This is a genomic window from Natrialba sp. SSL1, assembly GCF_001861355.1.
GTDB lineage: Archaea > Halobacteriota > Halobacteria > Halobacteriales > Natrialbaceae > Natrialba.
In genome coordinates this window covers 228,750-249,008 of record NZ_MASN01000035.1, presented here as the reverse complement: position 1 = coordinate 249,008, position 20,259 = coordinate 228,750, and the positions used below count along the sequence as shown (strand labels likewise).

The 20,259-nt window shown below is 63.2% G+C and carries 17 protein-coding genes and 1 pseudogene; 14 read left to right on the top strand and 4 right to left on the bottom strand.

Annotated features, from left to right (window positions below):
* Positions 1-6: 6 nt before the first annotated feature.
* The 5 genes and pseudogenes from BBD46_RS12175 to BBD46_RS12155 all read left to right on the top strand — a co-directional run bounded on the left by BBD46_RS12175 (position 7) and on the right by BBD46_RS12155 (position 7,736).
* Positions 7-1,262, top strand: a pseudogene (locus BBD46_RS12175) (RNA-guided endonuclease InsQ/TnpB family protein).
* Positions 1,263-1,807: 545 nt separating this feature from the next.
* A complete protein-coding gene (locus tag BBD46_RS12170; protein WP_253184558.1) occupies positions 1,808-3,784 on the top strand; it encodes an ABC transporter substrate-binding protein in 1,977 nt (658 codons plus the stop codon).
* 11 nt (positions 3,785-3,795) lie between these two features.
* Positions 3,796-4,683: a phosphatase PAP2 family protein gene (locus tag BBD46_RS12165; protein ID WP_071401968.1), complete on the top strand. Its 888-nt coding sequence runs from the start codon at positions 3,796-3,798 to the stop codon at positions 4,681-4,683.
* Positions 4,684-4,776: 93 nt separating this feature from the next.
* A complete protein-coding gene (locus BBD46_RS12160) occupies positions 4,777-6,723 on the top strand; it encodes an ABC transporter substrate-binding protein (protein WP_071401967.1) in 1,947 nt (648 codons plus the stop codon).
* A complete protein-coding gene (locus BBD46_RS12155) occupies positions 6,723-7,736 on the top strand; it encodes a phosphatase PAP2 family protein (protein WP_071401966.1) in 1,014 nt (337 codons plus the stop codon). Before BBD46_RS12160 ends, BBD46_RS12155 begins: the two co-directional genes overlap by 1 nt.
* A gap of 114 nt (positions 7,737-7,850) precedes the next feature.
* Here BBD46_RS12155 and BBD46_RS12150 read toward each other — a convergent pair whose 3' ends face one another.
* A complete protein-coding gene (locus BBD46_RS12150; protein ID WP_171908200.1) occupies positions 7,851-8,273 on the bottom strand; it encodes a hypothetical protein in 423 nt (140 codons plus the stop codon).
* A 119-nt stretch (positions 8,274-8,392) separates the two neighbouring features.
* On the opposite strand from BBD46_RS12150, the gene BBD46_RS12145 reads away from it, so the two are divergent.
* From BBD46_RS12145 to BBD46_RS12130, 4 genes are all read left to right on the top strand, one after another.
* The gene (locus BBD46_RS12145) at positions 8,393-8,887 is read left to right on the top strand and encodes an MOSC domain-containing protein (RefSeq protein WP_071401964.1); all 495 of its coding nucleotides are present in this window, start codon (positions 8,393-8,395) and stop codon (positions 8,885-8,887) included.
* Between the two features lie 90 nt (positions 8,888-8,977).
* Positions 8,978-9,775 (top strand): YqcI/YcgG family protein, encoded by a 798-nt coding sequence (locus tag BBD46_RS12140; protein WP_071401963.1) that lies wholly within the window; start codon positions 8,978-8,980, stop codon positions 9,773-9,775.
* Positions 9,772-10,344, top strand: coding sequence for a cysteine hydrolase family protein (locus BBD46_RS12135; RefSeq protein WP_071401962.1), 573 nt, complete (start codon positions 9,772-9,774; stop codon positions 10,342-10,344). The genes BBD46_RS12140 and BBD46_RS12135 overlap by 4 nt, the downstream gene beginning before the upstream one ends.
* Positions 10,345-10,443: 99 nt before the next feature.
* A complete protein-coding gene (locus BBD46_RS12130; protein ID WP_071401961.1) occupies positions 10,444-10,857 on the top strand; it encodes a nuclear transport factor 2 family protein in 414 nt (137 codons plus the stop codon).
* A 66-nt stretch (positions 10,858-10,923) separates the two neighbouring features.
* On the opposite strand, the gene BBD46_RS12125 is transcribed toward BBD46_RS12130, so the two are convergent.
* Positions 10,924-11,694, bottom strand: a complete 771-nt coding sequence (locus BBD46_RS12125; RefSeq protein WP_071401960.1) for a DUF2797 domain-containing protein — start codon at positions 11,692-11,694, stop codon at positions 10,924-10,926.
* Between the two features lie 157 nt (positions 11,695-11,851).
* On the opposite strand from BBD46_RS12125, the gene BBD46_RS12120 reads away from it, so the two are divergent.
* The 3 genes from BBD46_RS12120 to BBD46_RS12110 all read left to right on the top strand — a co-directional run bounded on the left by BBD46_RS12120 (position 11,852) and on the right by BBD46_RS12110 (position 14,680).
* The gene (locus tag BBD46_RS12120) at positions 11,852-12,199 is read left to right on the top strand and encodes a BsuPI-related putative proteinase inhibitor (RefSeq protein ID WP_071401959.1); all 348 of its coding nucleotides are present in this window, start codon (positions 11,852-11,854) and stop codon (positions 12,197-12,199) included.
* A 294-nt stretch (positions 12,200-12,493) separates the two neighbouring features.
* On the top strand, positions 12,494-13,399 hold the full coding sequence (locus BBD46_RS12115; protein WP_071401958.1) for a CbiX/SirB N-terminal domain-containing protein: 906 nt from the start codon (positions 12,494-12,496) through the stop codon (positions 13,397-13,399).
* 3 nt (positions 13,400-13,402) lie between these two features.
* Positions 13,403-14,680, top strand: a complete 1,278-nt coding sequence (locus BBD46_RS12110; RefSeq protein WP_071401957.1) for a DR2241 family protein — start codon at positions 13,403-13,405, stop codon at positions 14,678-14,680.
* A 43-nt stretch (positions 14,681-14,723) separates the two neighbouring features.
* Here BBD46_RS12110 and BBD46_RS12105 read toward each other — a convergent pair whose 3' ends face one another.
* Both BBD46_RS12105 and BBD46_RS12100 read right to left on the bottom strand, forming a co-directional pair.
* Entirely contained in the window at positions 14,724-15,422 is a 699-nt protein-coding gene (locus BBD46_RS12105; protein ID WP_071401956.1) for a DUF7524 family protein, read from the bottom strand.
* A gap of 87 nt (positions 15,423-15,509) precedes the next feature.
* On the bottom strand, positions 15,510-15,731 hold the full coding sequence (locus tag BBD46_RS12100) for a methytransferase partner Trm112 (protein ID WP_071401955.1): 222 nt from the start codon (positions 15,729-15,731) through the stop codon (positions 15,510-15,512).
* A 138-nt stretch (positions 15,732-15,869) separates the two neighbouring features.
* On the opposite strand from BBD46_RS12100, the gene BBD46_RS12095 reads away from it, so the two are divergent.
* Both BBD46_RS12095 and BBD46_RS12090 read left to right on the top strand, forming a co-directional pair.
* Positions 15,870-17,684 carry an ATP-binding protein gene (locus BBD46_RS12095; protein ID WP_071401954.1) on the top strand — a complete coding sequence of 605 codons (1,815 nt, stop codon included), beginning with the start codon at positions 15,870-15,872 and terminating at the stop codon, positions 17,682-17,684.
* The gene (locus BBD46_RS12090) at positions 17,681-20,239 is read left to right on the top strand and encodes a hypothetical protein (RefSeq protein ID WP_394326828.1); all 2,559 of its coding nucleotides are present in this window, start codon (positions 17,681-17,683) and stop codon (positions 20,237-20,239) included. The genes BBD46_RS12095 and BBD46_RS12090 overlap by 4 nt, the downstream gene beginning before the upstream one ends.
* Positions 20,240-20,259 lie beyond the last annotated feature (20 nt).

Genomic DNA, 20,259 nt, shown 5'->3' with positions numbered 1-20,259 from the left:
TGAAACATGGAGGTCAGACGAACTGCGCCGGTCAAACTCGTTGTTCCCGACGAGTATCACGACGACCTCCACGAAACTGCTGACCAGTTCCTCTACTGCGCGAACGAGGCCAGTGACTACTGCTGGGACAACACCGACTACGAAGACTGCGTCACCTCGAACGTGAAAGCCAGAGATGCTTTGTATAACCGACTCCGCGAGGAAACTGACCTGACAGCGAATCTCGTCCAAGAAGCCATCCGGCGTGCCGTTCACGCCGTCGATAGTGGTGTTGACCGCTGGAAGAAAGGCAAACGGACGAACAAGCCAGAGTTTACCTCTTGGAGTATGGTCTACGACAAGCGGAGCGCGACATTCTACCGCAACAAAATCTCACTCTCGACGGTGAACGGACGCATCGAGTGTGATTTTGAACTCCCAGCAGACAGTCCAACACCATACGAGGAGTACGTCCTTGCGGATGACTACGAGTTTCGGACGAGTACACTCCAGTACGACCAAGCACCGACGAGTTCTACTTCCACGTTAAAACACGGAAGATAGGCACAGACGGTGAAGCTGTTGAAATTGAGGGTTCGGACGATACCGGGCACCAGACAGTCCTCGGGATCGACCTCGGCGTGAATAGCCTTGCCGTCGCGTCAACAGGCACGTTCTGGAGTGGTGAGGAGTACGACCACTGGATACAGGAGTTTGAAAAACGCCGAGCAGAGATGCAACAGCGTGGGACACAAGCCGCTCACAACGCCTTGCTTCGGCTTGGAAAGCGAGAACGAGCATGGCGCAAACAGTATATCCACACAGTCGCCAACGAGATCGTTGACGAAGCAGTTGACCACGAGTGCGACGTGATCGTGTTCGAGGACTTGACCGATATCCGTGAGCGACTGCCTCACGCTGACTGGCATCACATCTGGGCGTTCCGTCGTCTTGTCGAGTACGTTGAGTACAAAGCGCCGGACTGCGGTGTCGCGGTTGAACAGGTCGAGCCAGATCACACGAGCCAGCGGTGTTCACACACTGACTGTGGCTTCACTCACAAGGATAACCGCGACGGCGAGCAGTTCCAGTGCCTCAAATGCGGGTACGAGATCAACGCTGACTACAACGGCGCGAAAAACGTCGGCCTGCGGTATATGCGGAAGCGACAACACAGACTGCGTTCCTCGCCCACGTCGGGGAGCGCAGACGCACCAGTAGACGTGCGTATAAATGGTGGGACGTTGAACGACGACGGCTATCGGCCAACCGCCGACAGTTGATTGCCGGGAGTCCACATCAAAGCCCCACCCTCAACGAGCGAACCACGTATGTGGTGAGCGAAGTAGGGTGAGGTAGTTTACTAGCACCGTATTTCGAAGCGTTTTATACGGGGGGTGTCGACGGACTGAAGTGTACGACCGACCGCACTGTCCCGCCCTGTGACTACAGCACGAGACGCCCTCCACTGACCGTCCTGCGACCGACCACCCGTGAACGCGCTACAGCCCTCCACCAACCCGCTGACGGATGCCGTTTCCACGCATAAATCACCAGTACGAATAGCGGATGCTATGCGTTCCCGTCACGCGGTTACCATCACTATAACGATACGTCGATGGATCGAATCGAAACTGAACCCACCGTATACGCGATTCCCGTCTGTCCCACCGAGCCGTTCCGCCCCCTCCCTGAGTATCCAGCATGACGACACCAAACACGACTGCCGAAGCGAGACCGACAGCGATGGAGCCGATGCGCGGTCTGTGCGTGACCGCCTGTATGCAGACGACCACAACGACGCCGGCGACCAACGGAGGTGCAACGCATGAGTTTGCCGTCCAACGACGTTGACACCAACACTAGCCCCGACGCCAACGTCAACACTGACGCCAATGTCAACACCGACGCCGACGCAACCACCGGCTACAGCCGCCGGTCGCTCCTCGCCGCCAGTGCGACCGGTCTCTCGGTCGCTGCGAGCGGCTGTATCGACCGCGTCCAGAGCGTCGTCGACTCCGACGCCGCCGAACAAGTCTCGCTCTCTATCCTTTCGCTCCCCGCTGCCGACGGGGACAGAGAGACTGCCGAAATCACACGCCATCTCGAGGCAAACCTCGAGGCAGTCGGCATCGACGCGACGATCAGCACTCGCTCCGAATCCGAGTTTCTGGAGGCGATCCTGATCGATCACGACTTCGATCTCTACGTTGGCCGCCACCCTGCGGACTTCGATCCGGACTTTCTCTACGAGACGCTGCACTCGACGTACGAATACGACCAGGGGTGGCAGAACCCGTTCGGCTTCACCGACACGCTGACAATCGATCGGTTGCTCGAGCGCCAGCGCACGGAGACCGGTGCTGACCGCGAACGGACCATCGCAACACTGCTCGAGGGGATCGCACAGGAAAAGCCGTTCGAGCCGATCTGCGTGTCGAACGAGTACCGAGCCGTTCGAACGGACCGATTCGACGGCTGGGACGAGAACTACCTCACGACCGGCAACGGCTACCTCGGACTCGAGTCCGACGCGTCGTCCGACACCGAACAGCTTCACGCACTCGTCACGGACCAGCGCCTGGCCCAGACCTTCAACCCGCTTTCTCCGACGACACACGAGCAACGCGTTATCGTCGACCTGCTGTACGACTCGCTCGCCGTTCCAACGTGGTCCGTTCCCGACGAGGCGGAAGCGACAGATGAGGAGACACGAGCGGGCGAAGAAGTAATCGACGCGGCAAACGTCTCGATCGAGCCGTGGCTCGCGACCGACTGGGAGTGGGACGCCCAGAACCGAACCATGACCGTCGACATCCGCGAGGACTGTACGTTCCACGACCACACCGACGACGGCACTGACGCAGACGGTGGCGATGCCAACGGTAGCGAGAGTGGGATCCCCCTCACCGCCGAGGACGTTGCGTTCACCTACCGCTTCCTCGCGGACACGACGTACGGACGCGCCGCGAGCGCCTCGCCTGCACCACGGTATCAGGGCCACGTGAGCGCCGTCGACTCCGTCACCGTCGAGGACGAGTACCGATTCACGATCTCGTTCTCGACGGACCGAGCCGTCGCCGAGCGCGCGCTGACGGTGCCGATCCTTCCAGCCGGCCCGGACTCGCCCTGGATCACCCATCTCGAGAGCAGTGTCGAGTCCGCAGACGATGACTTGTCGCCGACACAGGGTGACTGGAGCATCGTGAGGAGCAACCACGCGCCGCCGACCGGCAGCGGCCCCTACAAGTACGACTCCCACGACGCAGGCACCTCCGTTACGCTCACGCGCTTTGAGGATCACTTCACGCTCCGGGACGACGATCACGACCTGCCAGCGCCAACCGCCGACGAACTCCACTTCGAGGTCGATCCGGGAACGAGTTCGTCCGTCGAACGGGTCGCAAACGGCGATGCCGATATTACGACAACCCAACTCGATACGTACGCACTCGAGTCGACGATCGACGACGATGCCGTTTCGTTCGTCGAGTCTCCGTCGTGGTCGTTCTACCATATCGGATTCAACACTCGCAGCATGCCGTGTGGGAACACGCACTTCCGTCGTGCGGTCTCACAACTGGTCGACAAACAGTGGGTCGCCGAGGAAGTGTTTGCCGCCGAGGACAGCGCACGGCCCGTCGCGACGCCGGTCGCCGAGGAGTGGGTCCCCGACTCGCTCGCCTGGGACGACGGCGAATTGGTGACGACGTTCGAGGGCGAGGACGGCGAGCTCAACGTCGACGCTGCGCGGGAGCTGTTCGCATCGAACTTCGAGTACGACGACGGCGCACTGGTCTGGTAACACGACTCCACATGCTCGTACAAGTACTCACACAAGTCGCGTTCGTCGTTGCGCTCGCGCTTGTGCTCTCGCTTGCTGTCTTTGTCGGCCGCGAACGACTCGCCTCGCTTCGCACCGAGTGGCGACCGCGGCTTCGCCAGAGCGCTCCCGCGTTCGCCCTCCTGGCCGCGATTCTTGGTCTCAACCGGATCATGCGCCAGGACGGGTACGAGATCTCGCAGGCGTACGGAGTACACATGACCGAGGTGTTCTACTCGCTCGAGGGCGACTTCGTCCTGCTCTTTCGATCGATCGCGACACCCGAAGTGACGACGTTCTTCTCGGTTGCGTACGTCTACGTCTACGCGTTCGTGCTGATATTTCCGATCGTCGCCTACGTCACGCTCTCGAACACCGTCGTCCTCCGCCAACTGCTGACGGCGTACTCACTCAACTACGTGATCGGGCTCGCCTTCTACCTGCTCGTGATCGCCTACGGGCCGCGAAACGTTATGATCGAGGGGATGGACGCGACACACCTCTACTACGCGAATCCGGAGTATATTCACCTTACAACGGAGGTCAACCAGAACCGGAACGTCTTCCCATCGCTGCACACCTCGCTGTCGGCGACCGTCGCCATCTTCGCCTACATGACCCGTGACCAGTACCGGGCGTGGTTCCCTGTCGCTGTCGGTCTCGCGACGAGCGTCATCATCTCGACGATGTACCTCGGTATCCACTGGGCGATCGACGTGGTCGCCGGCCTCGTCCTCGCCGCCGTCTGCGTCGTCCTCGCAAAGCATCTCGTCGGCCGCTGGTCGCTGTCTACTGCCGTTGAGCGCGTGCGAGCCGCCGGACGAGGCGAGACTGCATCCGGACCGGAACCGGACCGCGAGCAGGGAGAGGACGGCGTCTGAGGAGACGTCGGCGTCGACACCACACATTCCGCGGGGCGACGCTGCAGCGCAATACTGTTATATCACCACGGGCGAACTGTGGCAACGGACCTAATGAGCGACCCCGCCCCGTCAGCCAGCCCGGAACACCACACACACGCCAGCGACGACGCCGCTCGCAGCGGTCTCAGTCGCCGGTCGATGCTCGCCGCGACAGCCGGCCTCACCGTCTCGACGAGCGGCTGTATCCGCGAAGTACGGAGCATCGTCAACCGCGACGAGGTCGAACCGCTCTCGCTGACCATCTCCACCGTGCCCGCCGACGGCGACCGGGAAAGCATCCAGCTCGCCCGCGCCGTCGGCTCCGCACTCGAGTCCGTCGGCGTCGACATCGCGATCGATATGCTCTCACACGAGGAGTTTCGGCGCGCGATCCTCGTCAACCACGACTTCGATCTCTACGTCGGCCCCCACCCTGGCGACACGACGCCGGACTTCCTCTATGAACTGCTCCACTCGCGCTTCGCGGAGGAAGCCGGCTGGCAGAACCCCTTCGGACTGACGAATCTGGCTCTCGACGATCGACTGGATGCACAGCGAGTCGCCGCGGGCGGGACTGGAAACGGAGACGGCGACGATACCAACGAGAACACCGACCGCGAAGACGCGATCACAGCGACACTCGAGTCGGTTGCGCGCGAGCAGCCGTTCATCCCGATCTGTCGGCCGACGGAGATCAGACTCGCGCGCTCGGATCGGTTCGAGGGCTGGGGAGACGGACATCCGGCGACGCGCTTTGGCTATCTCGGCCTCGAGCCACAGTCCGAGGACGCGGCGGCGGAACTGCGGACGGTGAATACGGATGCGCGACCGTCACAGAACCTGAACCCGCTGTCGGCGGAGTACCGCGAGCGAAATATTGTCGTCGGGCTGCTGTACGATCCGCTCGCGGTAACACAGTGGCCGGCTAACGGCGGTGGGGCCGGGGCCGAGGTTGGTGTTGGGGATGGGGATGAGGAGTCGGATGCCGACACCGACACCCCCGCTGAACCGGACGCAACGCCTGATCTCACGCCCTGGCTCGCCGCCGACTGGGAGTGGACCGACGACGAGACGCTCTCCGTCACTCTCCGGGACGACTGCGCGTTCCACGACGGAACCTCGCTCACTGCCGAGGATGTCGCCTTCACCTACGAGTTCCTCGCGGACACGACCCGCGGCAGTCGACGCTTTTCCGCACCGGCCCCCCACTACCGCGGCCACGTCGCCGCAATCGACGACGTAACCGAGGTGAACGAGACCGAACTCGAGTTCACCGTTGCAACGAGCCAGCCGGTCGCCGAGCGTGCACTGGCGGTGCCGATCCTCCCGAAACACATCTGGGACGAGCGCACGGACCAGGCGAGCCTCCGCGGCGTCACGGTTGCCGAAGGGACGACCGAGGCGCTCGTCACCGACAACGTGCCCCCAATCGGCAGCGGTCCCTACCAGTTCGAGGACCGAACCGACCGCGAGCACGTTACCCTCGCGCGCTTCGACGAGCACTTCACGCGCCGCGACGGCGTCGACCTCCCCAAACCGACGAGCGAGCGCCTGCGTATCCAGATCGACCCGCGGAGTACGTCTGCGATCGAACTCGTCGAGAGCGACAGCGCCGACGTGACGCTCTCGACGCTCGAGTCCTACGTCGTCGACGACGTGTTCGAAGACGACGAGGAGATTCCGGAAACGACGGTACTCGAGTCCCCCTCGTGGTCGTTCTACCACGTCGGGTTCAACGCGCGGAAGGCACCGTTCTCCAATCCGCGATTCAGGCGGGTCGTCGCCCAGTTGCTCGACAAGGAACACCTGGTCGAAGAGGTGTTTCACGGCTACGCAGAGCCGATCGCGACGCCGGTCGTCGAGGAGTGGGTCCCCGACTCGCTCGCCTGGAACGGGACCGATCCCGAGACGCCGTTTCTCGGAACTGACGGCGACCTCGACGTGGCGGCAGCACGCGACGCGTTCGAGGAGGCGGGACTGCGCTACGACGATGACGGGAACCTCCGGGTGAGACACTGATGCTAACGCAAGTCCTCCTCCAGTTGACCGTCGTGGTCACGCTCATGGTGCTCGTCTCGATTGCCGTCTTCGTCGGTCGCTACCGTCTGCGAGATACGCGACTCGAGTGGCGCGCTCGCGTTCGGGCGGCGGCACCGGTGACGGCGCTCCTCGCTGCCGTGTTGCTGTTCAACAGCGTCGCGAGACAGTACGGTCCCGACGTCTCCTGGATGATTCACTGGAATCTCACGTGGCCGATCTACGACGTCGAGGGTGAGTTCATCCTCTGGCTGCAGTCGTTCGAAGCGCCGGCGATCACGGCGTACTTCTCGTTCATCTACATCTACGGCTACGTCTTCTTGCTCGTCTTCCCCGTCATCGCCTACTTCGCGCTCTCGAATACGCGCCCGCTGCGCGAGCTCCTGACGGCGTACACGCTGAATTACGTGCTTGGACTCGGGATCTACGTTTTCATCGTCGCCTACGGGCCGCGGAACATGATGCCGGAACTGGTGGACGCGCTGCTGTACGATACGTATCCCCAGTATCAGCACCTCACGCGACAGGTCAACCGGAACACGAACGTCTTCCCGTCGCTGCACACCTCGCTTGCGGCAACCGTGACGTTCCTCGCGTTCCGAACCCGGGCGATCTATCCGAAGTGGTTCTTCCTCGCGACCGGTCTCGGCGTCTCGGTCGCGATTTCGACGATGTACCTGGGTATCCACTGGGCGATCGACGTGGCCGCAGGCATCGTCCTCGCCTACATCTGTGTCGTCCTCGCGGGCGTGCTGGTCGGCCGCTGGTCGGTCACGGCGTGGATCGCAACGCTCCGGGACTCGAGTACGAGTAGAAGTACGGGTTCGGGCACGGGCACGGACACGAAACCGGATGCGGATCCGAATCCGGGCTCGTCCTCCGGTTCATCCGGTTCCTCCGGTTCCGAACCGAACGCGGACGCTGGAACGCGCGACACGACGCCGTCGGAGTCAGAACCTGAAACGGGCTCGGACCCTGAACCGGAGCGCGCCTAACCTGGGGCAACGCTATTGCTCGTTGTTGGCACTCGGCGTTTCTGGGTGACGGAGTCCGAAAATGGATGGTGAACGCTGCGCACCGACGGTACTCAACGATTCACCGCTACGACGCTAGTTGTCCTCGAGCGCGTCAGCGATCCGCTTGAGCGCGCGCGTCTGGTCGCGCATCTCGTCGCGCAGTTGGCGAACTTCGCGGACGAGTTCTTCGTTGCCGACCTCCTCGCTGCCGCCTGGGCCGCCTGGACCGCCGCCCATGCCGCCCGGCCCGCCTGGGCCGCCGCCCATCATGCCGCCCATCATCTGTGCGAACGGGTTGCCGCCGCCACCCATGCCGCCGGGGCCGCCGCCACCGAACGGACTTTCTGGGGGCTCACCCTCGCCTTCGCCTTCTTCGGCGCGCTTCTCGCGGATTTCCTCGACGCGCTCTCGGAAGGATTTCTCTTCGCCCTCGTCGCCGCCGTCGCTACCGTTGTCAGGTTCGGTTTCGTCCGTCATACCCTCGGATTCTTGACCGCCGCGGAAAAGGATTGCCATGTTTTCGGGGTTGCTGACGTATTTTGCACTGCGTCACAGCCGAGACAGCCGGTGTCGAACGCGGCCTGTCGCCACGCTGAAGCCCAACGACTATCTCGACTCGACACCAGAGCAACGGTATGACCGGGCGGATTCACGCGATACATATCGCACCCGAACAGGGTGCACCACCGGAGTTAGTCGAGCGCGTCGAGGCCGTCGCCGGCCGCGGACTCGAAGGCGACCGCTACTACACCGCCGAGGGAACGTTCGAGGACCGCGAGGGCAGCGACCTCACGCTCATCGAACGCGAGACGCTCACCGCCGTCGAACGAGACTACGACATCGACCTCGAACCCGGCGTTCACCGGCGAAACATCACGACAACTGGTATCGCACTGAACCACCTCGTCGGCAGTCGCTTTCGCGTCGGTGACGCCCTCTGTGAGGGAATCGAACTCTGCGAGCCGTGTTCGTATCTCGAGCGCCACCTCGAACGCGAGGGTATCCGCGACGCGCTCGTCCACCGCGGCGGCCTGCGCGCACGGCTACTCGAGGGCGCGACACTCGAGACGGGTGACCAGATCGTCGCTGCCGGCGACGATACACACGAGACGCGAGACACCACGGAATAAAGCCGAACGGAGACGGCAGCCTCGTCACACCTTCCTGAACCGGCATCGTTTTCGCCGTTCGCTCCTGAGCCCCGACCAACGGCGACAGGTATGAACGAGCGAGGCATTCAATCACTGATGGATCAAGAAACGCTCGACCGGCGCGTCCAGGCCGGTGAAACACCGCAGTGGGTCGCCGACCACTGGGACTCCTTCCAGGAGGGACTGCTCGGCGAGCGGAACGACTCGCCGTTCCCCTGCTTCTTCGGTGCGGAATCGGTCGCCGCGGGCGAACCGATCTACACCGCCGTCCCGTCGATGAGCGACGCCGACGCCCTGTTGACCCTGCGCGACCGGGTACTCGAGTACCTCGACGTCTACCAGGACCACGCCGGACGCGCGTCGCTCGTCACGTTCTTCAAGCCGCCCGAGGAGCCGCTCTCGGAGCGCGAGTACCACGACGCGCTCTGGCACATCCTGCAGACGCTGCACCTGCACGATCCAGAGCCCTGGCCCGAGGATATTCCGACGGATCCAGACGACAAGCACTGGGAGTTCTGTCTGGGCGGCGAGCCGATGTTCCCGACCTGTCGCGCGCCGTTCTACGACACGCGGAAGAGTCGCTACTGTCCGATTGGCCTCGAGATTACCTTCCAGCCGCGGGCGCTGTTCGAGAATTTGAACGTTACTGCAGAGTACGAGGCCGGCCAGCGCGCCCGCGACGTGATTCAGGACCGTCTCGAAGAGTACGACGGCGTCTGTCCGCACGCCGACCTCGGCGACTGGGGTGTCGACGGCGACCGGGAGTGGCCCCAGTACATGCTCTCCTCGGACGAGGAGCAAGCGCCCACGGAGTGTCCGATCACCGTCACGCGCGAGCATCCGAAGCCGGCAGCGAGGTTGTCATGACTGGTCGTGACTCGATCGACGACCCCCTGCAGGACGCCGCACTCGTCCTCGTCGACTTCCAGACGGGCTTCGACGACTCCGCCTGGGGCACACGAAACAATCCCAACGCTGAGGATCGAGCCGCCGAGTTGCTCACACACTGGCGCGAGACGGAGCGCCCCGTCGTCCACGTCCGCCACGCTTCAACAGAGGCAACGTCACCACTTCGGCGCGACCAGCCTGGATTCGCGTTCAAACCCGCCCTCGAACCCCAGGACGACGAGCAGACGTTTGCCAAGTCAGTCAACGGCGCGTTCGTCGACACTGCACTCGAGTCCTGGCTGCGCGAGCGCGGCATTGAGTCGCTCGTGGTCGCTGGACTAACGACGGACCACTGTGTCTCGACGACGACGCGGATGGCCGAGAATCGCGGCTTCGACGTTCGGCTGGTCGCCGACGCGACCGCGACGTTCGATCGGACGTTCGGCGGCGAGGCGTTCGACGCGGAGACGATGCACAAAACGGCGCTGGCGCAGCTAGACGGTGAGTTCGCGACGGTCGTACGGACTGCGTCGGTCATCGGCGAGTGAAGGCAGGAACAGTTCGAGGAACGGACTGTACGACGGACTACCTTCTTCCCACTGCACCCTACCCTCGTGTTTATCGACGCTGGCAGCGGAGTATGGTGTATGGAAACAACCACCATGAGCGTCGTGGATCGGTTTCGACGGTCGATGAACGACCACGACCTCGACGCGCTGCTCGACTGTTTTCACGAGGACTATCGAAGTGAGACGCCCGCCCACCCCGAGCGGTCCTTCGCCGGACGGGACCAGGTTCGTGAGAACTGGGTCCAGCTGTTCGAAACGACGCCCGACATCGCGGTCGAGTTTCCGCGAGTGACTGTCGACGGCGACACAGCCTGGATCGAACTTCGAATGCACGGAACACAGACCGACGGCGACGCGGTGGACGTTCGCGGCGTCGTCATCAAGGGTATCGTCGACGACCGTATCCAGTGGGGACGAATCTATCTGGAGCCAGTGCAGCAATCGGCAGACGTGACATGGGAGGAGGTGTACGCCGGCGAGGAGGACAAGTGAGCAGTCGGCGTGACAGTATTCCAGGCGAGGAGTCGTTCAAACACAGGGCACAGCAGCGACTGGTGCTCACCCGAACGAGCCAAGCGACGACTGCAACTCCCGCTCGGTCTCGCCGTCCTCGAGTTCGTAGCCGACCAGATCACGCATGTCGACTGCGTAGGTCGTCCCACCCTTCTCGACCACGAGAATTCGCCCCTTCACACCGCGAACCGTCCCCGACGCGATCGTCTCTCGAACCGGCCGGGACTCGAGTACGGGTTCGAATTCGTAGTCGAACTCGAAGCGCTCGATGACGTCGAATTCCGTGAGCACGTCGTCCCAGGCGTCCTCGTCGACGCTGCTCGCGAGGGCGGCAATCTTCGGGCCGGTACGGACGCGGTCGACGAGCCAGTCGGCGATGTCGGCCTCGATTTCGCGGGCAATCTTCCCGTTCGAGACGGTGTGGATGTGCGCCGCCCGGTCGGCTCCCTGCTCGCGGAGGCGCGTTTCGAGCCGCCAGCTGCGGGTGACGCCGACCTTGAACGTGTCGGGGGCGAAGGCGGCGATGTAGACCGCGTGCTCCTCGTAGCAGTCCATCTCGTCTTTCAGGCAGGTGCCCGTACAGCGGGCACAGACCCAGGTACTCGTGTGGAATTCGCAGTACGGTGCCGACGCGCGGTCGCAGGCGATGTGGCCGGCCTCGCCGATGGTGCCGGCGCAGTGGCGCTCGCCGAGCGCGTAGGTGAGTTCGTCGCCGGACTCGAGTGGCCGGTGCTCGACGTCGTCGCCGTCAGCGTCGCCGTTCGCGAGGAGGAGAGCCGAACCGCGCCCGCTCGGCTCGTAGCCGACCACTTGCACGCGCGTTCGTTGGGGGTGGGGGCAAATATACTCCTCGCTGTCGCCGTGGACGGGACTCAACTCGAGTGGGGCGCGTACTCGAGTTCACCGTCGATCCGCGTTCGTCTTACCAGCTATCCGGACGAACAATTATGGGCCGTGGGGGAGATGCGGACGTATGGCACTCGAGGGACGACTCGACGCGACAGTATCGTCGGACGCGACGGGGTCGGACACCGTCGCGCTCGCGTTCACAGTGCGAAACGAAGGAACGGAGACGGCAACGTTGCGGTTTTCGGACGCCTGCAAGGCGGAGTTCGTCGTCCAGGACGAGGGCCGAGAGGTCTGGCGCTATACAGACGGGCGGATGTTCGCCCAGATGCTGAGCGCCGATGAACTCGATCCGGACGAGGAGGCGACCTACGAGGCGGAGTGGGAGGAGCCACAGTCGGGCGAGTTTACCGTCGTCGCGGAGTTACAGGCGCGGGAAACGACGTGTGAGGCACGGACAGAGCTGACGGTGTGAGAGCTACCAGACCGATGATTTGAGGGGTGCCGAACTGACGATTTGAGAGGTAACGGGCTGATAGGCAGTCTGTGCGTTGTGATCCGGAAATTTGAAACTGTGATCGCGGTCTCGCCATCCGTGAGCTGAACGCACGGGTAGTGGACGACGAAAGGAAGTGAGTGGACGAACGGACTACTAATTCCAAATATTGATTTTCGATGCCAAACATCTTCTTTCCAATTTCCGACTCCGAGTTCCCGGTTCGACAGAAACAACGAAGTGAATAAACCATCCCCCTCCTAACGAGTAGCTATGCAAGCGCTGGTCATCGCGGCACACGGCTCGCACCTGAATCCGGATGCCTCGACGCCGACGTACGCCCACGCGGACACGATCCGCGAGACGGGCGCGTTCGACGAGGTTCGCGAGGCGTTCTGGAAGGAGGAACCGCACTTCCGCGAGGTGATCCGCACACTCGAGTCCGACGAGGTGTTCGTCGTCCCGCTGTTCATCAGCGAGGGCTACTTCACCGAGCAGGTCATCCCGCGCGAACTCCGCCTCGACGACTGGGACCCCGACAAGTGGGAGTCGGACGGCACCAGTGCCTCGCAGGTCACCCTCGAGGCGACGGACGTCGGCAAGACGATTCACTACTGCGGCCCGGTCGGCACGCACGACGCCATGACGGACGTAATCGTCCAGCGCGCCGAAAGCGTCACCGAAGACCCCGACGTGGGTGAGGGTGTCGGCCTCGCAGTCGTCGGTCACGGCACCGAGCGCAACGAGAATTCGGCGAAGGCGATCGAGTACCACACCGAACGCATCCGTGAGCGAGGCCGCTTCGACGAGACCAAGGCGGTGTTCATGGACGAAGAACCGGAGGTCGACGACGTGACGGACTTCTTCGAGAGCGAGGACATCGTCGTCGTCCCGCTCTTCATCGCCGACGGCTACCACACACAGGAGGACATCCCCGAGGACATGGGCTTGACCGAGGACTACCGACTCGGCTGGGATGTCCCCGCCGAGGTCGACGGCCACCGCATCTGGTACGCCGGCGCAGTCGGCACCGAGGGCCTGATGGCCGATGTCCTTCTCGAGCGCGCGGCCGACGCAGGTGCGAAACTCGGCGACGCAATCGACCGCGTTCGCCACCGGACGAGCACAGCGAGCGGCGCTGACGGCGACGCTGAACGACACAGCCAGGCGGGTGACTGACGAATGGACGACAGTTCCACGAGCGCCACACAGCGGCTACTGGCGACGCTTACCGCTGCTGCGGACGACGAGCACCCGTCTTCCGTCACATTCGACGGCCTCCAAGCCACCCGCAACGAAACGGGACAGTTCTCGCTCACCATCGACCACGCCGACATTCACCAACCCGATCTCGAGCGGAGTGCACTCGAGTCCCTCCTCGATGGCGAGGAGATCGGGGGCGTTGCGGCGTACGTAACGAACTGGCACTACTGGCAGGAGACGGTCGGCGGCGAGGGAACTGCCCGGCGGGCGTTCCTGCGGTGGTGTGAGCGCGCGCCGCTCGTGGAGGGGACTCGAGACGAGTCCGCTGACGGCGACACCGACACCGGCATCGGCATCGGCACCGGCACCGGCACTGACATCGGAGCCGTCCCGGACCGCTACGCTGCCCTCCAGGACGGCATCGACCGCGAGTGGGGCCAACTCTGCATCACTACCCGCTTCGCGGATGTCGACCATCCCGACGGCGAACGGGTCTACGACCTCTGGCACGTCGACGACGCCGAGACGGACATTGCCGACCTCACGGTGTACGACGACCCGCGCGAGGCGCGCGAGATCGCCACCTACGACGAAGACGGGCGGTACCGACCGCTGAAAACCGCGCCGACACTCGAAACCGGCTGGGCCTTTACGGGCCTCTCGGGCGAGGAACTCGTCGACGCCGTCGGCTTCTTCTACCCGGCGACGATTGCAAATTGGCACCGCGAGCGGGAGGGCAACCTGGATGTCGACCACTGGACCGAGACTGCAGACCGCCAGAGCGGTATCTACGAGGTCGTCTCGGAACTCCCCCGCGAGGCCGTCGACTGGATGGCCGAAGCCTGTTGTGTCGACTCGCAGTGTCTGCGCCGGCGGGAGTGGCAGTACGAGGACGGCGACGAACTCGACGCCAACGGCGGTGACGGGCCGTTCCCCTGCCGGGAGCCGTGCTCGCTCGTCGTCGCCGCCGCGCGCAAGTGGGCCATCGCCGAATCCGAGTCCGAGCGCACGTACGAACTGGAACTGACGCCCACCGAGCGCAACCAACTCGAGGAGCTAATCGACGCGGTTGCGGACGGCAGAACGGACGAGATTCGTGAGGCGGACGTCAACGACGGCGCAAATCGCTACCGCGCACGATATCTGCGGGCGAAGCGGTTCTCGGACGAGGGTACACTCGAGATGCGAGAGCACTCCGAGTCCGAGTCCGAGTCTGAGTCTGCATCCGGTGGCGAATCCGAATCTAAATCCGACTGACGAAATAGAACCGCGACACCCAGGTCTTCTGCTGGACGTACGTCTACCAGTACAGCAAAAGCAGTGCAGCCGCGACGCCGGCGAACACGATTCCGACACCGAGTGTCGCAACCGGTCCACCGACCGCGGAGGTAACCGCGACCGCCAGCGCGAGCGCGAAGATCCCGAGTCCGATGACGGCGATCGTCCCCGTGTCTAGCTCGACTCCGAGCTGCGTCGTCACCTCCTCGAAGAGCGTCTGCTGTTCGTCGTCCGCCGAGCGCGCTGGTGCGGCGAGTGAGTCGTCGACGTCGACGCCTGTCGGTTCCGGCGTCACCGTTACCGCAATCGAGACGGACTCCGATCCGTAGCCGGTGAGCAACTCGAGTTCCCCGCGGACCGGTTGGTCGAGTCCGTCGGCGGTAATGTCGATGGGAACCGGCGTTACGGCGTCGGGTTCGATGTAATAGTTGGGGGTCCGAAGCGAGGCGACGCGTGTGATGTCGCCGTCGAGTCGGCAGTGGACGTGTGCCGGCGAGCCCTGCCCGTGGAGTTCGACGACGAACGAGGAGTTCGTCTCGAGTGCGTTGCGCGCAGGTGAGAGTGCGTCCTCCTGTTTGCGGTCGACGTGGACCGGTAGCACCGTCGTTCCGGTTGTGTCACTCTCGCTGACTCGCGAGTCGGTCGTTCCCTGCGTGGTACTGGCCGCCGACTCGTTCTCGCGCGACGATGTGGATGGTGGTGTGGATTCGGACCTGGTCACGGTACAGATACAGATAGTGGTCTGGTGCCAGTTACAAGTAGCTTCCGTCGTTTGACACAGTCGTGTCGACTGACGCTCCGGTGGGCTCTATGCGGGTGACTCCTCTCGCATGTCCGGCGGGAGCAGGTTCGGAATGCCGTCCTCGACCGGGTAGCGCTCGCCACACTCGGCACAGACGAGCGTGCCGTCGACGACTTCGGCTGCGTCCTCGCCGTCGCCGTCAGCACTCTCATCGTACGTCGCATCTTCGAGTTCCAGTTCGTGCTTGTCGAGCGGGCAGCGCAGGATATCAAGCAACGACTCCTTCATACTTGGAAGGCATATCGCAGACAGCAAAAGGCTTCGGGAACGGTCGGCGCGGTTCGGCCACTACCAGTGAACATATATACGAAACTGTGCATCACAGTACCAATGCATTCGAGCGCCGTTTTGAGGTGACCGCGACGGATGGCTTCTTCCCCTCTCGTCGACAGTGTCGCAGCACTCGGCCGTCTCGCGTCCGAACTCGACACGCTCGGTTCAGTCACAGAGGTATACACGCGTGCCGTTCGTGCGGCCGACCGCGTCCTCGAGTTCGATACGGCCATCATCTGTACGGTCGAAGACGGCGTCTTCGAGCCACAGGCGAGCTACACGACCCGTCTGATCCCAGCCTCGCCGCTTGCGGCCGACGCCGGTATCGCCGGCAAAACCCACCGGGAGAACGAAACCCACGTCGTCGACGATCTGACGACACACACCGATGCCACCCCGACGAGCGACACCTTCCGATCCGTCCTCTCGATCCCACTCGAGAACGGCGGCGTCGTTCAGTTCCACGCGACCGAGCCAAACGCCTTCTCGGAGACGGACCGTCACCTCGGCGAGTTGTTCGTCGCGACGGTGACGAGCGCCCGAAATCGAGTCAGCTACGAGAGCGCACTCGAGACGGAGCGCGATCAGTTCGCGGCGCTGTTCGAGAACGTTCCCGATGCGGCGCTGCAGTATCATCTCGAGGATGGGGTGCACGTCGTCGATGCGGTCAACTCGGCGTTTATCCGTGTGTTCGGGTTCGACGCCGAGGCTGTGGTGGGCGAACCGTTGACGGAGCTTATCGAGCCGGGGGAGACAGAGACACGGACACAGACACAGACACAAACAGTACAGGACCCGTCAAATACGTCGACTCCGTCGGCGGCAGTCCCGCCACACCACCAGTCCGCGACCGCTGGAACCACGTCGACAGACTACGTACAGCCACAACTCGTCGAAACCAAACTGTCCGAGCGTGCAGACGTTGAAGTCGTTCGCGAAACCGCCGACGGTCCACGTCCGTTCTTGCTCCGAAACATCCCGGTTGCCACCAACGACGGGACGACACGCGGCTATCTGATCTACACCGATCTGACCGACCTCAAACTCCGGGAGCGCGAACTCGAGCGCAAGAACGAACGCCTCGATCAGTTCGCGAGTATCGTCAGCCACGACCTGCGGAATCCGCTCAACGTCGCCGATGGCTACCTCGACATCGCACTCGAGGACGCCCCGGCAGATGTTCAGCCTGCACTCGCGGAGATCCAGGACGCACACGATCGTATGGAGCGGTTGATCGAGGACGTGCTGACGATGGCGAGAGGGAAGACAGTCGACAGCCCCGACCCAGTCGACCTCGACACGGTTGCGGCGGCCGCCTGGGACAACGTCGAAACCGACGCCGCGTCACTCGAGACGACGAGTCAATTGTGCATCGAGGCCGATCGGACGCGGCTGTTGCAACTGTTCGAGAATCTCTTCCGGAACGCAGTCGAACACGCTGGTCCCGACGTGAGAGTGAGCGTCACGGAGCTAGCTGATGGCTTCGCCGTCGAAGACGACGGTCCTGGCATCCCACCCGAGCGCTGCGAGGACATCTTCGAATCCGGATACACCGAAAGGGCCGAGAACACCGGGCTCGGACTGGCGATCGTCGAGCAGATCGCAACGGAACACGGCTGGACGGTTGCCGTTCCGTCGGCAGACGGTGAGGGCACAACAGATGACACCGGTGCGCGCTTCGAGTTTACAAACTGTCGTCTCGGGGGTGATGCCGATACTGATGGCGAGACAGACCGCGGGCTCGACCGCTCACTGTCAACAGAGCGCGACGGTGCTGATGGGGAGCGCAACCACGCACGTGAAAACGGCCATAGCCACAGTCACAGATACGGCTACGGACACGAACACGAGCACCAACACAAGTTCGACTGGGAACTCACCCGCCACCAGCTGGAGGGATGGCGATGACCGACACGACAGTCACTGATCCCGTGACGATTTCGGTGCACGGGACAACGTTGCAGGCCCGAGATATCGCCGGCAACACCACCTCGTTCGGACTGGTTGGCTGGGACCGGCTCGAGGACCAACACACGTTCGACGAACCGATCGATGCGACCATCACCGGCCGCGTCTCCGAAATCCGGTACGATCTGCTGAACATGGTCGATATCAAGCGCCTCGACGGGGATGCGCCGCAATCGGATGTTGCGTTCGAAACCGACAGCAACGCTCCCGAATCACGCACACATGATGGAGACGAGAACGGGCCCCCGGACGCGAATCCACCCACAAATACACCTTCAAACATAGGCGACGACACCAACGCACGCGTCTCCGTCGAGGCTGGCGATCAGGAAGTCTCTCTCAGTAACGGCGCGTACGTCTGTCGGTTCGAAGTCGGTCTCTACATCCGCCTCCGATTCGACGCATCCGCCGTCATCAAAAACCGGTCGGGCGGGCCGATGACCATCTCCTTCGAACACCCCACGCGAGTGACCTTCGGGTTCAAATCGCCGGTCGACTATCCGCGCGACGAAATCACAGTCTCACCGACGCCCGACGGCATCGCAACTGCCCTCTCACACCTCTCCGCGTCGATCGGAACCACGACCGCAGACCGGGTTCACCGAAACTACCGTGGCTACCCGCCGCTGCTCGAGATCGATCCCGCCGTGACGGAGACACACGTCCCACCGTCAGTTCGCGAGGACACACCCGACACCGATCTCGAATTCGTCGTTCCGCCCGACCGCTCGACACTCTTCATCGCGGCTCCACTCGCGTACTATCTCGGCGCACGAGTTCGAACGACAGCGCAAGCTTCCCTCGATGCGAACGAACGGGCGCCGCTGTTGCGCGCACCGACGATCGGACTCCACCACGAATTCGCCGCTGGACCCGCGTTCGCGGCGGACGTCCGCTCGCTTCTGCGACGGACGTTCTTCCTCGACCTGCTCGTCTCCTGGCTCGAACCAACGGAACCGACGGTACTCGAGTACGATGCGCTGACAGCGGCGGGGATCGACCTCTCGGGCTGTCCCGGAATGTCGATCGCCGAGCGAGTGCAGACGTACCTCTCGTTCCCGGCTCAGCCGATCGAGGCGGTGCTTCCACAGTGGCCGTATCGAATGACGGTGTCGCCGACGACGGACCTCGTCAGCGTGTTGCCCCACTTGCTCTACGATATGGCCGCGATCGAGGTGCCGGTGGACTCGAGTTCGAGTGAGCGTGGTGCTTCCGTGTCGACGGCTGCGTCGGCTGGTGTGCCGGCTGGCGTGTCTGGAGATGGGGATGGGGACGGAGAGCAGGATGAGGAAGTGCACGAGGGTACGAGTGAGAATGCGGGTGAGTGTGGAGAGCCACAGGGAGTGTCAGCGACGGACGGTCTCGACGTAGATCTGGACCGCTATCTGGAGAATAGCCCGGGCGAGCGAGCGTCGCTCGACGATCGGCTCGTGGGGCAGCGGCGAATCCACGGTGTACTTGCGGATCCGGAGTGTGCAGGAGAGGATGGCGAGTGTACGATGGACGGACCGCGATTCTCGCTTTCGTCTGCGGCTGTCGCTGGGTCTGAATCTGAATCTGAATCTGGGTCTGAGTCTCAGTCTGCATCTTCGTCCGCAGCCACAGCCACGTCTTCGTCTCCCACTCCTCACCAGTCGACGGCCAACTGCTCACCGTTTGTCGCCCATCCCAAGGCCTACGAGAACCGTCTCTCCGATCTCGAGCAACAGTCGGACGAGCGAAGCGTCGTCGTCGTCTTTGCGACCGAGCACATCCCCGAATCCGCGCGTGAGCGTATCGTCGATACCTACCGGCGTCGGTCAGATGCGGTCTCTCCACGGGTTGACCGGGTCGACGATCCGACGCGGGTCGAACTCGCGGACGTGTTTGCGGCCGGAGCGGACTTCTTACACTACATTGGTGACTGTGACGAGGATGGCGTCGGCTTCGCGTGCACGGACGGCGTTCTGTCGCCATCGGCGCTGCCGACCAACGAGGTCGGGCTGTTCCAGCTCGACGCAGCGAACGCTGTCGACGTCGCGTGGAAACTGATCGAGACGGGAAGCATCGCCGGCGTGGCGGGCTATCGGACGGCAGCGTCCGAACGCGACCTCCAGGCGGTGACGACCGTCGGCGAACTCCTCCTCTACGGACAGAGTCTCGCAACGGCCCACACCTGTGCAACCGTCCAGACGAACGACACAGGCGGTGTCGTCGTCGGTGACGGCACGCACCGCTTCGTCGCAAAGTGGCAGCCATCGGAGATCCAGTCGCTACAGGAGACCGACGACGGTCTGGTTCGAGGTATCTCCGTCCCGTTCCCGGTCGATCCGGTTGGGGCACACTGGCGGGGCAGTCGGTCCGACCGAAAGCGACTGATTCCAGCGACGATCACACACGAGGTCACACCGGACGAACTCAACGAGTACATCTCGAACACGATTCGGCCGATCTACTACAACGGCGAGTTCTACTGGCCAGAGGAGCAAAAGCAGTTGTTGTATCCGATCTCGTAGTGTACTGAGTTGCAGTTGGA

What these genes read in the sequence shown, in the direction of transcription:
- BBD46_RS12170 (WP_253184558.1), top strand. Translation starts at nt 1,808, where the DNA reads ATGAGTTTGCCGTCCAACGACGTTGACACCAACACTAGCCCCGACGCC.
- BBD46_RS12165 (WP_071401968.1), top strand. Translation starts at nt 3,796, where the DNA reads ATGCTCGTACAAGTACTCACACAAGTCGCGTTCGTCGTTGCGCTCGCG.
- BBD46_RS12160 (WP_071401967.1), top strand. Translation starts at nt 4,777, where the DNA reads ATGAGCGACCCCGCCCCGTCAGCCAGCCCGGAACACCACACACACGCC.
- BBD46_RS12155 (WP_071401966.1), top strand. Translation starts at nt 6,723, where the DNA reads ATGCTAACGCAAGTCCTCCTCCAGTTGACCGTCGTGGTCACGCTCATG.
- BBD46_RS12150 (WP_171908200.1), bottom strand. Translation starts at nt 8,273, where the DNA reads ATGGCAATCCTTTTCCGCGGCGGTCAAGAATCCGAGGGTATGACGGAC.
- BBD46_RS12145 (WP_071401964.1), top strand. Translation starts at nt 8,393, where the DNA reads ATGACCGGGCGGATTCACGCGATACATATCGCACCCGAACAGGGTGCA.
- BBD46_RS12140 (WP_071401963.1), top strand. Translation starts at nt 8,978, where the DNA reads ATGAACGAGCGAGGCATTCAATCACTGATGGATCAAGAAACGCTCGAC.
- BBD46_RS12135 (WP_071401962.1), top strand. Translation starts at nt 9,772, where the DNA reads ATGACTGGTCGTGACTCGATCGACGACCCCCTGCAGGACGCCGCACTC.
- BBD46_RS12130 (WP_071401961.1), top strand. Translation starts at nt 10,444, where the DNA reads ATGGAAACAACCACCATGAGCGTCGTGGATCGGTTTCGACGGTCGATG.
- BBD46_RS12120 (WP_071401959.1), top strand. Translation starts at nt 11,852, where the DNA reads ATGGCACTCGAGGGACGACTCGACGCGACAGTATCGTCGGACGCGACG.
- BBD46_RS12115 (WP_071401958.1), top strand. Translation starts at nt 12,494, where the DNA reads ATGCAAGCGCTGGTCATCGCGGCACACGGCTCGCACCTGAATCCGGAT.
- BBD46_RS12110 (WP_071401957.1), top strand. Translation starts at nt 13,403, where the DNA reads ATGGACGACAGTTCCACGAGCGCCACACAGCGGCTACTGGCGACGCTT.
- BBD46_RS12100 (WP_071401955.1), bottom strand. Translation starts at nt 15,731, where the DNA reads ATGAAGGAGTCGTTGCTTGATATCCTGCGCTGCCCGCTCGACAAGCAC.
- BBD46_RS12095 (WP_071401954.1), top strand. Translation starts at nt 15,870, where the DNA reads ATGGCTTCTTCCCCTCTCGTCGACAGTGTCGCAGCACTCGGCCGTCTC.
- BBD46_RS12090 (WP_394326828.1), top strand. Translation starts at nt 17,681, where the DNA reads ATGACCGACACGACAGTCACTGATCCCGTGACGATTTCGGTGCACGGG.